Consider the following 14,201-nt stretch of genomic DNA (forward strand, 5'->3'; position numbering starts at 1 on the left):
CACAACTACGGGAAATCCGGCGACCGCAGTGACCAAATTGAAAAGCGACTGCTCGACAGTAAGGCCATGCAAGACCAGGTCAGCAAGGCCCAGGCCATCGTGATGACGGTCGGTGGCAATGACCTGTTGCAGACCTTGGAGAAGAACGTCACGATCAATCAACAATCCCGATTAGATGCGCAATTGGATACTGCGGAAGCAACCTACCAAACTAAGTTGCACCGCTTACTGACCACCGTTCGGGGATATAATGACCGCGCGCCAATTTACCTGTACTCTATTTACAACCCCATCTACGTCTACTTTGCCAACATTGACCAGATCACTAATGCCGTCGACGATTGGAATGCTACAACGAAGACGACGGCTGCCAAGACGGATAACCTCTACATGATCGACATTAATCGGGCCTTGTCCGTTGGGCAGTTCAAGTCAGTGACCCAGCAAGCCCGGTTGAAGCGTCAATCGCAAAAGTCAAATAATGGGAAATTGTCGACGCAGAGCTTCCAAGAAATGGCTTTAGCCAGCGATAGCGACAAGGAACTCAACCATTACCTATCACCGGTAGACCATTTCCATCCGAACGCCAGGGGGTACCGCCTCATGACCCGCTATGCCTTTCAGCAGATGCAGGCCCATCAACAATGGTTATTAAAGTAAACTAGAAGGAGGAACCGCAGTCATGCAACGTCAAACAGAAAAAACAGCACGGACACGTAACTGGTGGAAATGGGGATTCATTGCCCTGGTCGCCGTTCTACTGCTCACGACCGTTACCATCGGCGTCAAGGCCTTTTCACCAGTCAAAATTGATTCTACAGCCAAGGTCACCAAAAATACGACGAATCTCGATGTCACCCTAAATAAGGCACAAGTTAACGCGCTGGCTGACTACTACGTGAATAAGTCACTCAAGAATTCTGCGCTCAAATACAGTTTTCAGGTCACCAACCATGCGATGCTGACTGGGTCGACCCAAGTTCTGGGGGCCAACGTCAACTTTGTTTTACTCTTTAAGCCGACCGTGTTATCCTCAGGAGATGTCAAATTAAAGGCCCAGAAGCTGTCGATCGGTTCATTACCGGTTCCCGTGAGTTTCGTTATGAGTTACATTGCCAAGAACTATCCGTTGCCGAAATGGGTCGCGATGGATACTAAGGCGGAGACGATGACGCTCCACTTAACGGCCATCGGTAATGGGACCAGACCATCATACGCAGCCAAAGAGATCGACCTCTCCGGTGCCGGTAAATTTGTCTTTCAGGCCCGGATTCCGAACAACTAAGGAGACCACTAATGCCCAAAACGTTTTATCAATTTTTAATGACACAGCGTAATACCGAAAGCTACGATCCCGTCGCTACGTTTGCGAACAATGCCTTTCTGGATAGCTCCTTTCCCAAGCAGGAAACCCAGTTTGACCCACTCTCCAAGTACCTGGAGGAAAATGCGCCTTATTTACCGTCTATGACGATTTTTGACGATGCCTGGCAACTATACCTGGCAGCACTCGCGTAAGAGAAAAGGAGACAATTTATGAGTACCATTCAATGGTTCCCCGGCCACATGGCCAAGGCGATTCGCCAAATGGAAGAAAATATCCACCTCGTCGACATCGTGTTCGAGCTGGTCGATGCCCGCATCCCCGCAGCTTCTCGTAACCCAGAGATTGCTCGCATCGCGCAACACAAGCCTCATTTGATTATTTTGACTAAGAAGGACCTTGCCGATCCGCAACAAACGGCCGCTTGGATGACCTATTACCGGTCCCAAGGTCTGGCTGCAATTGCTATCGACTCCCGGGCCAACGTGACCCCCAAACAGATCACCAAAATTGCCAGCAGCGTTTTGGCCGACAAACTAGCTAACGAACGTGAAAAGGGCCTGAAGGAACGGCCAATGCGTGCCATGACGGTTGGGGTGCCCAACGTTGGGAAGTCGACCTTACTCAACCATCTGGTCAACCGTAAGGCCACCGTTACCGGCGATACCCCAGGGGTAACTAAGGGCCAGCAGTGGCTTCGTTCCAGTAAGCACTTGGAACTCCTCGATACCCCAGGGATCCTCTGGCCCAAGTTCAAGGACCAGACGACCGCCCAAGAATTGGCGCTGACCGGTGCTATCAAGGAAAAGCTCTACGCCAAGGACGACGTTGCCCTATACGGCCTGAACTTCTTTCGGCAGTACTACGCGCCAGCTCTGACCGAGCGTTATCACCTAGCACCAGCCGATTTAGAACTGAGCGACGTTGACCTGCTCCTGAAGATCACCGAAAAGGTCGGCATGCGCGACGACTACGAACGGGCTAGCGAACGGTTCATTTTAGACGCCCGGCACCGTAAGCTCGGTGGCTTCACCCTCGACCGCGCCCCTAAAGGCGATGAGTCCGATGAGTAGTGACCGTCCCAGCTTAAGTGACCTGAAACAGGCGCTAAAGGACGTTACCGACCCCGCTGACCCGCGACTGGACTCGTTAGCCGCGGACTCCCGCAAAGGGGCTCAGCAGCTTCTAGGGCAGATTAAACGACGACTAGCTAAAGCGGCAGCGGCCGAAGCAGCTTTTCAACACCGACTGCACTACGAACGGCCATTCTGGGAACAGGGACAGTTGGTCGCTGGCATCGATGAAGTTGGGCGGGGACCACTCGCCGGGCCGGTCGTCACCAGTGCGGTGATTCTGCCGCCAGACTTCGACATCCCCTTAGTCAACGACTCCAAGCAGTTGACACCTAAGGAACGCGAGCGACTTTACCCGTTAATTTTGGCGCAGGCGCAGGCCGTCAGCATTGGTATTGGTAGTCCCCAATTGATTGACCAACTCAACATCTATCAGGCCACCAGGGTCGCCATGCAACGCGCGGTTCTCGGGTTAGGCTTGGCTCCCCAGCATCTCATCGTGGACGCCATGCAGATTCCGGTGGACCTGCCGCAGACCCGATTGATCAAGGGCGACGCCAAGAGTGCCAGTGTCGCCGCGGCCAGTATCGTGGCTAAGGTCTACCGAGACCATCTAATGGCCACTTATGACCACCTTTATCCTGGCTATGGATTCGCTCAGAACGCCGGCTATGGCACGGCTGAACACCTGGCCGGACTAGCCGATCGGGGCGTCACACCAATCCATCGTAAAACTTTTTCACCCGTACAAAAAATAATCGCGAACAAATCACGGAGTTAACCCTAAAAGGGAAAAGGAGGTTGCTTATGCAACTGACACTTCGTGATTTTTTCATGCGCTTACCACTCATCCCCGGTATTGGCCACGGGACCACAACGGCCTGCTGGCACTGGACGTTAGACCATCCGCAGGTGACCCGGATCAACGCGCGGACCTTGATGGCCATGCTGACGGAACTCAGCTTACCCGAGAAACGCACCGCGGCTATTACCCGTCATCTCTTCTCGGCGGCGTTGGACACCACCATTGCGACCAATCTTGCCCACAGCGGGTGTTTGACCATCGCTGATGCCGCGTATCCGCCGCAATTAAAGGAAACTTATGCTCCCCCTGTCGCCTTATTCTTTTTGGGAGATCTCCGGTTACTGCACGCACCGCAATTGGCCGTAGTGGGGACCCGCCACCCCACACCGTATGCGATTCGGGCCATGCGTCTCTTATTGCCAGCGGTGGTCGAACACGGCGTCTGCTTGGTGTCCGGGCTAGCTCAGGGGGTCGACACGTTGACCCATCAGGTGGCGCTTGCCCATTGCGGCAAGACCATCGCCGTCATTGGCACGGGGCTGGACCACTGTTACCCGGCAGCCAATCGAGAATTGATGACGACCTTAGCGCATCAGCAACTTATTTTTTCGGAGTATCCGTGGGGAACGCAGGGTGCCCGGCATCACTTTCCGGAGCGAAATCGTATCATTGCCGGTCTTTCACAAAGTGTCTTAGTGATTGAGGCCGCTCATCACTCGGGAAGCCTGATTACCGCCAATATTGCCCTACAAGAAAACCGAAATGTGCTGGCCGTTCCGGGGACCATCGACGGTAAAAATTCCGTTGGCACCAACGAATTAATTCTGGCTGGGGCGAAACCAATCTTGAATTCGGAACATATAATGGAAGAAGTTTTAGTTGACAAGTGGCCCTGACTTGAAATATCATGTGTGGGATTATAGTGAATAAATTAGCGAACTCTAAGTTCGTCGTAAAAACAAATCAAATAGAGGTGACGGTCCGCACCAAACGGGCCTTTATCGTCTATCATTCGAGGGAGTAATGTGATTTGCCGACTAAGTCTAAACCAACAGCAAGCACCAAGAAACGGCGAAAAACGCAAAAAAAATTAGTTATCGTTGAATCACCAGCAAAAGCGAAAACAATTGAAAAATATTTAGGCCGGACCTACAAGGTCATGCCGAGTCTGGGACACGTGCGTGATCTCCCAAAAAGTTCGATGGGGGTCGACACTGAGAACAATTACGATCCACACTACATTTCCATTCGTGGTAAGGGTGACGTCATCAAGGGATTACGGTCAGAAGCCAAAAAGGCCAAAGCCGTCTACCTCGCATCTGACCCCGACCGTGAAGGGGAATCCATTGCGTGGCATTTAGCGCATGTCTTAAACCTAGACGTCAACGACAAGAACCGGGTTACCTTTAACGAAATCACGAAAGACGCCGTCAAAGAAGCCTTCAAGACACCCCGGACCATCGACATGGACCTGGTCAACGCCCAACAGGCGCGCCGGATTCTTGACCGATTAGTGGGTTACTCGATTTCACCACTGCTCTGGAAAAAGGTGAAGAAAGGGCTCAGTGCCGGGCGGGTCCAATCCATCGCCTTGTCATTGATCATCGAACGGGAAAAAGAAATCAAAGCCTTCGTTCCCGAAGAGTACTGGACGATCGACGGTGAGTTCAAGAAAGCACGGCATGCATTTGACGCGAGCTTCTACGGGCTCAACGGTAAAAAGGCCAGCTTAAAGGACAACACGGCCGTGCAAGAAGTGTTGGGCAAACTCGACAAAAAGGGTAAGTTTGACATCGTGAACGTTGTGCGTAAGGAACGGAAGCGTTCACCCCAACCACCATTTACGACGAGTTCCATGCAACAAGACGCTAACCGGAAGCTCAATTTCCGGACGCGGAAGACCATGATGGCCGCCCAACAGCTCTACGAAGGGATCAACCTGGGCAAGGAAGGGACGCAAGGGCTCATTACCTATATGCGGACCGACTCTACGCGGATCTCAAGCATTGCCAAGCACGAGGCCTCGACCTTCCTGCACGAAAAGTACGGTGCTGAATACGCCGCCACCAAACCCATCAAGGGAAAATTGCCTGAAGGCGCCCAAGACGCCCATGAAGCGATTCGGCCAACCTCTGTCTTCCGGACACCCGCTAGCTTGAAGGACCGCCTCAACAAGGATCAATTCCGTCTGTACCAATTGATCTGGAATCGCTTCGTCGCTAGCCAAATGACGAATGCCGTCATGGATACCATGGCCGTGACGCTGGAACAAAACGGCGTGACGTTCCGGGCCAACGGTTCCAAGATGAAATTCGAAGGGTTCTTGAAGATCTACAAGGACAACAAGGAAAAGGATAACTTGTTACCCGACCTTGAGATCGGTGATCAAGTCAACCTGGCCAAGACCGATCCGGCCCAACACTTTACCCAGCCGCCTGCACGTTATTCCGAAGCCAACTTGATCAAGGCGTTGGAAGAAAACGGTGTCGGTCGACCATCAACGTACGCGCCAACGCTGGACACGATTCAGCGCCGCTACTACGTTAAGTTAGTCGGTCGGCGGTTTGAACCAACGGAATTAGGTGAAATCGTCGATGGCATCATCAACGAATACTTCCCAGACGTGGTCAACGTTGACTTTACGGCCAACTTGGAACACGAATTGGATGGTATCGAAGAAGGTCAACAGGACTGGGTCAAGGTCATTGACACCTTCTACAAGCCATTCTCAACGGAAGTCGCCCATGCCGAGGACGCCATCGAAAAGATTCAGATTCGTGACGAACCCGCTGGCTTTGACTGTGACATCTGTGGCGCCCCAATGGTCGTCAAGATGGGCCGCTACGGCAAGTTCTACGCGTGCTCCCGCTTCCCAGATTGTCGCAATACCAAGCCAATCGTGAAGGAAATCGGGGTCGTTTGTCCCGTTTGTCATAAGGGTCAAGTCATCGAACGGAAGTCTAAGAAGAACCGAATCTTCTACGGTTGTTCCCGCTACCCTGACTGTGACTTTGTCTCATGGGACAAGCCAGTCGGTCGTGATTGCCCGAAGGATGGTCACTACTTAGTTGCCAAGAAGATTCGTGGCGGTGTCCAAATCGTCTGCCCGAACGGCGACTACGAAGAAGCACCACAAAAGTAAGCAAGATTAAAATTGAAATAGGCATTGGCAGTCTCTCCATTGGGGGAACTGCCAATGCCTATTTGTGTGGGAACTATGGATAGCGTCTTTCGTTGGATGCACTGCGGTTACCAGATACAGGGATTGCCTCCAGTCGTTAGCTCGAGATTCCGGATAGCCTGAACCCGTGAAAATCACACATCTCTTAGGGCGGTCCTATGCCGTAAACCAGCGATAATCGACCAACGTCATCGATACAACCGGCTCTAATCAATTTTTTGCAGTAAACGCCGTAAAAACATGTGTTGCGAGTCCTTGTCCGGAATAATAACTACTCTAAAAATTTCATCATAAGTTGCCATAACGCTACCACGTAAGCCGAGAGGCCGGCAGATATGGGCTCAGGCGCGTCGTTCTGCTTAGTCGACGTTTCTGGCCGGCTTAGCAGAAGACCAACCTTGAAGACTCGCGATTTTCGAGGCTTCAAGTTGCGTCCGCACCGACCTAGCCCATATCTGCCGGCCGGTAAGGCGACTTAACTCACTACGTTGTCAGTTGAAAACCCGACAGTTTGATGAGTTAGTTGTGTTTTTCAAAGCTGTTTGCTAGCATTAACACGTACAGGAGGTGTTTTTCGTGGATGAAACGGTCTCACAGTTCATGACGTATCTTAGCGGTGAACGGCAATACTCACCGGAAACGGTTAAGGCCTACCGCGAAGACATCGAAGAATTTACACAGTTTTTAGCTGACAACGGGGGCGTCAAACCGTGGACAGCAATTGACCAGCTGGACGTTGAGGTCTACCTGAGTGATCTGTACGACCACCATTACGCTCGCACGACCATTGCCCGTAAGCTGTCGACGTTGCGGTCACTCTACAGTTTTTTGATGAGTAACGACTTGGCCAAGGACGACCCGTTCGCCTACGTTCAACTCAAGCACCATCAGAATCATTTGCCCCGGTTCTTCTACGAACGGGAAATGACGGCGCTGTTCACGGCCGCGGCGGCTAATCCGAATACCCAACTCGCCACACGTGATTCGGCGGTGCTTGAGGTGCTGTATGGCACCGGGATTCGGGTCAGTGAGTGCGTTAACCTCACGTTGCCCGACGTTGATTTCGACAACCGCATCATGTTGATTCATGGGAAGGGCAACAAGGAGCGCTACGTGCCGTTTGGCAATTACGCCAGTGACGCACTGAAACGCTACTTCACGGCCGCGCGCACGCCGCTAATGGCGACCTTCAACCGTGCTCACCCGTACGTGTTTATCAACGCGCGGGGGGAACAGTTGACGCCAGCCGGGGTGACTTACCTGTTGAACCAGGTCATCAAGCGCAGCAGTCTCACCACGGACATTCATCCCCACATGCTGCGGCACACGTTTGCCACGCACCTGCTCAACCGGGGGGCAGATCTCCGGTCGGTCCAAGAGTTGCTGGGACACAGTAGCCTATCGACCACGCAGATCTACACCCACGTGACCCGGGAACATTTACAGCGCGATTACCGTCAGTTCTTCCCCCGAGCCACTGAAGAAAAGTCTGATCATACAAAACAATCGTAAGGAGATTGATGAAACTATGCCAGTAAAATTTGAAGCAACCACCATCTGTGCAGTTCGGCATAACGGCCATAACGCCATGGCCGGTGACGGACAAGTCACCATGGGTGAAAAGGTCATCATGAAGGGGACCGCACACAAGATTCGCCGGATCTACAACAACCAAGTCGTCGTTGGGTTTGCCGGAAGTGTTGCTGACGCCTTCAACCTTGAAGAAAAATTTGAAAGCCAACTCAACGAATACAGCGGTAACCTCCAACGGGCGGCCGTTGAACTCGCCAAGCAGTGGCGTTCTGACCAAGCCTTACAAAAACTAGAAGCTTTACTGATTGTCATGGACAAGGACGAAATGCTACTGGTTTCTGGTTCCGGCGAAGTCATTGCTCCCGATGATGACATTTTGGCCATCGGTTCCGGTGGTAACTTTGCCCTAGCCGCTGCCACTGCTTTACACCACCATGCAACCGACATGAGCGCTAAGGAAATTGCCGAAAGCGCCATTCACATCGCCGGTGGGATCGATATCTTTACCAACGAAAACGTTATTTCTGAAGAACTTTAATCGAAACGGAGGAATCCATTGTGGACGCCATTAATAAAACACCTAAAGAAGTCGTCGCCTTACTTGACCAATACGTCATTGGCCAGGACGAAGCTAAAAAGGCGATTGCGATTGCCTTACGTAACCGTTACCGCCGCATGCAACTAGACGCTGCCATGCAGGAAGAAATTTCACCAAAGAACATGCTAATGATCGGACCGACCGGGGTTGGGAAAACTGAAATTGCCCGCCGGTTAGCTAAGATCGTTCACGCACCATTTACCAAGGTCGAAGCCAGCAAGTTTACCGAAGTTGGCTACGTTGGTCGCGACGTGGAATCCATGGTCCGTGACCTGGTCGAAGTTTCCGTTGCGATGGAAAAACAAGACCAATTTAAGAACGTTCGTGCCGATGCCATCCAAGCTGCTAACAAACGGCTGGTCAAGCTCCTGGCACCCGCTAAGAAGAAAGAAAGCAAGAACAACAATGACTTCGCCAACATGATGAACATGTTCTCCCAGATGCAAAATGGCCAAACGCCAACCGCACCAGGTGAAGAGGAAGAGGTCACCGACGATATCCGCAACGAGCGCCTATCCCTATCCGAACAACTCGACAAGGGCCTGCTTGAAAACCATATGGTCGAAATTGAAATGGACGATCCCCAACAAGCCAACGCCGGCGACAACAACATGCTGGGCCAAATGGGTGTGGACCTCAACGATACGTTGGGGGCTATCATGCCAAAGAAGCGCATTAAGCGGACGGTCACGGTCGCTGAAGCCCGGGAAATCCTGGTCGCCGAAGAATCCGAAAAGCTGGTCAACAACGCTGACATCAACCATGATGCCATCAAACGGGCCGAAAATACCGGGATCATCTTCCTCGACGAAATTGATAAGATTGCCAAGGGCAGTAGTCAAAACAGCGGCGACGTTTCCCGTGAAGGGGTCCAACGCGATATCTTACCCATCGTTGAAGGGACGCAGGTCAAGACTAAGTACGGCACCATCGACACCGACCACATCCTGTTCATCGCTGCTGGGGCCTTCGCTGAATCGAAGCCTAGCGATTTGATTGCTGAATTACAGGGCCGTTTCCCAATCCGGGTCGAATTAAACGACCTGAGCAAGGACGACTTCGTTAAGATTCTGACGGAACCTAACAATGCCTTGATCAAGCAATACATTGCGTTGATTGGTACCGACAACGTTAAGGTGACCTTCACCATGGAAGCCATCGAACGGATCGCCGACCTGGCCTTTGAGCTGAACCACGAGAACCAAAACATTGGGGCTCGTCGTTTACAGACTGTGCTGGAGAAGTTGTTGGAAGATCTGTTATTTGAAGGTCCCGACATGGGTACCGGTGACGTCACGATTACCGAAAGCTACGTCAACGATAAGATTGGTGACATTGTGCAAAACAAGGACCTGTCGCGTTACATCCTGTAAATAATTTGTGGGGCCGAGACGGTTGTCTTGGCCCTTTTTTCGTCAGTCAGGTATGATGGGGATAGTGAAAAACATTGTGTAAACTGGTCGCACTGCGGCTGTCAGGGATTCTGCCTGCTGTGGGACGCTGAAGCGCGTGCTGGCTGGCTCTATCCCTGACATCCTCCGGCTAACATTGTTTTCTACCCACAACAAATGCTAGAGACTTGTTTGCATAGCAAGTTTAACTAAGGGCCAGCCACGTTCAATCCCACCTCGTAGCCAGCAACTGGCAACACTTGCTTATCATCTGAGACTAAATTTCTAATTTAAAAATAATCAAAAACAAACGGGAGGAATTTACATGCTAACGTTAAAGAACACGTATTTAACGGTTAAAATTAATTCCTTGGGCGCCGAGTTAACCAGCGTTCAGGACAACGACAGTCACTTGGAATACATGTGGCAGGCGGATAAAGCCTATTGGGGTCGGCACGCGCCCTTCTTATTTCCCATCGTGGGCCGGCTGCAGGACAACCAGTACCGTTTGGCAGGGAAGACCTACCAGATGACGCAACACGGGTTCGCCCGTGACCGCGAGTTCCAGGTGGTCGCCCAGACGGATACCCAGTTGAGCTTGCAGCTGACGGCCGATAAGCAGAGTCGCCAGCTCTTTCCTAGCGACTTTACCCTGACGATTACCTATACGCTGATCGATCATCGGCTAAAGGTCGCCGCCGAAGTTGCCAATCCGGCCGATACACCACTGGTCTTTTCGTTTGGTGCCCATCCCGGCTTCAACGTGCCATTGGGCGAGGCAACTGCCGACTTTACCGACTATCAGGTCACCGTTTCTCCTAAAAAAACGTATCAGCGGGTGCCACTCGTTGGCCCATATAGTGATACCGGCCATCCGGTCCCACTCGATTTGACCAAGCCACTACAGTTGGACCATCAGTTATTTGAGCACGATGCACAGGTCCTTTCACTGGATAATCAAGAGACCACGCTCATGCTGAGTAGCACCGTCAACGACCACGGCATCGCCCTGACGGTTGCAGCGCCATACGTGGGCATCTGGTCCCCGTATCCGAAGCAGGCACCATTTGTCTGCATCGAACCTTGGTGGGGCTTAGCGGACGATGTTCAGACCACAGGGGACCTCGAAACGAAGGTCGCCATCAATCACCTGGCTGCTCACCAGAGTTTCCAGGCGGGGTATGAAATTACTTATTTCTAAGTGGTGAAAAGACGATAAGTAGACGTCTACTCCGAATTTTATATTGCCGAAACGTGTACTCAAAGGCAGTCGGTTTCGCTTAAACCTGATAAGCGAACAATCCAAGTTCGGGATTTTTCGCTTATCAGCCTTAATGCTCGCCGCCTAACCGCCTTTGAGCATACTCTGTCAACAAAAAAGGAGGCCAGGACACAATGTCCGGGTCTCCTTACGTTTCTAACGCGATTTAGATTTCTGCCGCTTGTGATAGCCCCGACCAAAGGGGACCATCGATTCCGTGCCTTCGCGAATCCGTTGAATGTTGGCGCGGTGACGATAAAAAACAAAGATAGTCAGGACCAAGGCGATACCGGTCAGGTACCAATCCTGAAACGCCAGGGAAATCAACGTAATCAGGCTAAAGGCAATCATGCTGGCGAGGCTGACCATGCTGGTCCAGTAGATCAAGCTGACCCACAACCCAGCAGCAATCACAAACATTATGGGGTTGTAAGCTAGCAACATCCCCGCAGACGTGGCGACGGCCTTGCCACCTTTGAAGTGATCAAAAACCGACACTGTGTGGCCCAGGATAGCGAATAGACCAAATAGCAGTGGGGTCGCCGTTCCCAAAAACGTTGTAACGTGGCCCAAGGTCGGTAACAAGGTAGCGACACTACCTTTAGCAATGTCGAGAACCATCACAGCCGTCCCGGCATAGGGGCCTAACACCCGGTACGTATTGGTCGTCCCAATGTTGCCGGACCCCGACTGGCGAATATCCGTTCCAAAGAAGGCTTTACCGACCCAGACCCCGTTAGGAATGGCACCCAGTAGGTAAGCCAAAATAAGTAACCCAATTAATTTCACGACTCGATTCCTCCGCTCTTTCTCCCAATGTGGTCCGCATGACCGCACTGCAAATAAGCTGCTCTATATTTTAGCATGTTTTCCACGCCACGCCAATTATCTCAGGAGAACTAGCCAGTTTTTAACTTCCTGTGGTATGATAATGTGGTTATTGCTTACCAAGCCGCGGGCGTTTGACCGTTTTATTTGAACATACGTTCGCGTTGCGGTAAACTAGGTAAGTATTGCAACACGCTAGTTTAAAACGAATAAAAATGTAAAGGGGATTTACGCATGGCGAAAGCAAAACCAAAGTACGACGATTCCTCCATTCAGGTCTTGGAGGGATTGGAAGCTGTTCGTAAACGTCCTGGGATGTATATCGGCTCAACTGACGGCCGTGGACTACACCACTTGGTCTACGAAATCGTGGATAACGCCGTTGATGAAGCCTTAGCGGGCTACGGTAAAGAAATTAACGTAACCATTCACCAGGATAACAGTATCACGGTGGTCGACCATGGACGGGGTATGCCAGTGGGTATGCACGCCTCAGGGATTCCGACGCCCGAAGTCATTTTAACGGTCCTCCATGCGGGGGGTAAATTTGGCCAGGGAGGCTACAAGACCTCTGGTGGACTCCATGGGGTCGGGGCTTCCGTTGTGAACGCCCTATCCAGTAAACTGACCGTGACCATTGTGCGTGACGGTGTGCGCTACCAAGAAAAGTTCGCTGACGGCGGCAAGCCACAGGGCACGCTGAAGAAATTGGGGAATACCCGTGCCCATAATGGGACCACTATTGACTTCAAACCAGATAGCAGTATTTTCACCACCACGGTCTATAACTTCGGCACCCTGTCCGAACGGTTACGTGAATCGGCGTTCCTGTTGAAAGGCGTTAAGATTACGCTGACCGACGAACGTGAGGGTCAAGAGAAAGCTGAAGCGTACCATTTTGAAGACGGAATCAAAGAGTTCGTTGGTTACTTAAACGAAGACAAGGACACCTTGGGCAACGTCATGTACTTTGACGGCAAGAAAGACGGCATCGAGGTCGAAGTTGCGGCTCAGTATAACGACGGGTACACGGAAAACCTGTTGTCCTTCGTCAACAACGTCCGGACCAAAGATGGCGGGACGCACGAGGTCGGGATGCGGAGCGGTTGGACCAAGGCGTTCAACGAATATGCGCGCAAAGTCGGCCTGTTAAAGGATCGCGATAAGAACTTGGAAGGCTCCGACGTTCGTGAAGGGCTCTCAGCGGTTATTTCGCTGCGGGTTCCCGAAAACCTTCTACAATTCGAAGGCCAGACCAAGGAAAAGCTGGGAACGCCGGAAGCGAGAACCATCGTGGACAATGTCATCAGTGAACAACTAGGCTACTACCTGATGGAAAATGGGGACTTCGGGAAGATGTTGATCAAGAAGTCCACCCAAGCCCGTCAGGCCCGTGAAGCCGCCCGAAAGGCCCGGGATGAGAGCCGAAACGGCAAGCGGCATAAGAAACACGAACGCTTATTGTCCGGTAAGCTCACGCCAGCACAGTCCAAAAATGCGTCCAAGAATGAGTTGTTCTTAGTCGAAGGGGACTCCGCCGGTGGTTCTGCTAAGCAAGGCCGTAACCGGAAGTTCCAAGCCATCTTACCTTTACGGGGGAAAGTATTGAACACGGAACGGGCCAAGCTCCCAGACATCATGAAGAACGAAGAAATCAGCACCATGATCTATACCATTGGCGCTGGCGTCGGCACTGAATTTAATATTGAGGACGCCAACTACGACAAGATCATCATCATGACCGATGCCGATGATGACGGTGCCCATATTCAAATCCTGTTGCTGACCTTCTTCTACAAGTACATGCGGCCAATGATCGACGCCGGTCGGGTCTACATTGCCCTACCACCGCTGTATCGGATCAAACGGACCGGGAAGAACCAAGACATCGAATACGCCTGGACCAATGATGAGTTGACCGAAAAGACGCAGAAGATTCCTAATCACGGCTACAACCTCCAACGCTTTAAGGGGTTAGGGGAAATGGACGCCGAACAACTGTGGGAAACGACCATGGATCCCGACAACCGGACGCTAATTCGCGTCCAGATCGACGATGCCGCCCTGGCCGAACGCCGAGTCACCACGTTGATGGGTGACAAGGTCGAACCCCGGCGGAAATGGATCGAAAATAACGTTCAATTTACGCTGGAAGACGACAATACCAGCCTATTAGAAAATGATGCCACGTCGACCAGTGATTAATC

Annotated in this window: 13 protein-coding genes; 12 read left to right on the forward strand and 1 reads right to left on the reverse strand. The window is 51.8% G+C overall.

Going from position 1 to position 14,201, the window contains the following annotated elements; all coding sequences use genetic code 11:
- The 11 genes from FC99_RS13290 to FC99_RS13340 form a co-directional block, all read left to right on the forward strand.
- On the forward strand, positions 1 to 660 hold a 660-nt coding region (locus FC99_RS13290; RefSeq protein ID WP_235805935.1), incomplete at its 5' end, for a GDSL-type esterase/lipase family protein.
- Between the two features lie 22 nt (positions 661 to 682).
- On the forward strand, positions 683 to 1,285 hold the full coding sequence (locus FC99_RS13295; RefSeq protein WP_048736009.1) for a YpmS family protein: 603 nt from the start codon (positions 683 to 685) through the stop codon (positions 1,283 to 1,285).
- Positions 1,286 to 1,296: 11 nt separating this feature from the next.
- On the forward strand, positions 1,297 to 1,518 hold the full coding sequence (locus FC99_RS13300; protein ID WP_048736010.1) for a YozE family protein: 222 nt from the start codon (positions 1,297 to 1,299) through the stop codon (positions 1,516 to 1,518).
- 18 nt (positions 1,519 to 1,536) lie between these two features.
- On the forward strand, positions 1,537 to 2,397 hold the full coding sequence (gene ylqF, locus FC99_RS13305; protein ID WP_048736011.1) for a ribosome biogenesis GTPase YlqF: 861 nt from the start codon (positions 1,537 to 1,539) through the stop codon (positions 2,395 to 2,397).
- Positions 2,390 to 3,178, forward strand: a complete 789-nt coding sequence (locus tag FC99_RS13310) for a ribonuclease HII (protein WP_048736012.1) — start codon at positions 2,390 to 2,392, stop codon at positions 3,176 to 3,178. The genes ylqF and FC99_RS13310 overlap by 8 nt, the downstream gene beginning before the upstream one ends.
- A gap of 26 nt (positions 3,179 to 3,204) precedes the next feature.
- Positions 3,205 to 4,098 (forward strand): DNA-processing protein DprA, encoded by an 894-nt coding sequence (dprA, locus tag FC99_RS13315; RefSeq protein WP_048736013.1) that lies wholly within the window; start codon positions 3,205 to 3,207, stop codon positions 4,096 to 4,098.
- A gap of 134 nt (positions 4,099 to 4,232) precedes the next feature.
- Positions 4,233 to 6,344, forward strand: a complete 2,112-nt coding sequence (gene topA, locus FC99_RS13320; RefSeq protein ID WP_048736014.1) for a type I DNA topoisomerase — start codon at positions 4,233 to 4,235, stop codon at positions 6,342 to 6,344.
- A gap of 639 nt (positions 6,345 to 6,983) precedes the next feature.
- Positions 6,984 to 7,895: a tyrosine recombinase XerC gene (gene xerC / locus FC99_RS13325; protein ID WP_048736434.1), complete on the forward strand. Its 912-nt coding sequence runs from the start codon at positions 6,984 to 6,986 to the stop codon at positions 7,893 to 7,895.
- A 16-nt stretch (positions 7,896 to 7,911) separates the two neighbouring features.
- A complete protein-coding gene (gene hslV, locus FC99_RS13330) occupies positions 7,912 to 8,454 on the forward strand; it encodes an HslVU peptidase proteolytic subunit (protein WP_048736015.1) in 543 nt (180 codons plus the stop codon).
- Between the two features lie 20 nt (positions 8,455 to 8,474).
- Positions 8,475 to 9,887: an ATP-dependent protease ATPase subunit HslU gene (gene hslU, locus FC99_RS13335; protein ID WP_048736016.1), complete on the forward strand. Its 1,413-nt coding sequence runs from the start codon at positions 8,475 to 8,477 to the stop codon at positions 9,885 to 9,887.
- A gap of 343 nt (positions 9,888 to 10,230) precedes the next feature.
- Complete coding sequence (locus FC99_RS13340; protein ID WP_048736017.1) at positions 10,231 to 11,106, forward strand: aldose 1-epimerase family protein; 876 nt, start codon at positions 10,231 to 10,233, stop codon at positions 11,104 to 11,106.
- A 216-nt stretch (positions 11,107 to 11,322) separates the two neighbouring features.
- Here FC99_RS13340 and plsY read toward each other — a convergent pair whose 3' ends face one another.
- Complete coding sequence (gene plsY, locus FC99_RS13345; RefSeq protein WP_048736018.1) at positions 11,323 to 11,955, reverse strand: glycerol-3-phosphate 1-O-acyltransferase PlsY; 633 nt, start codon at positions 11,953 to 11,955, stop codon at positions 11,323 to 11,325.
- Positions 11,956 to 12,228: 273 nt separating this feature from the next.
- On the opposite strand from plsY, the gene parE reads away from it, so the two are divergent.
- Entirely contained in the window at positions 12,229 to 14,199 is a 1,971-nt protein-coding gene (gene parE / locus FC99_RS13350) for a DNA topoisomerase IV subunit B (protein ID WP_048736019.1), read from the forward strand.
- Positions 14,200 to 14,201 lie beyond the last annotated feature (2 nt).

This window comes from Levilactobacillus koreensis JCM 16448 (assembly GCF_001435525.1).
GTDB classification, from domain to species: Bacteria; Bacillota; Bacilli; order Lactobacillales; family Lactobacillaceae; genus Levilactobacillus; species Levilactobacillus koreensis.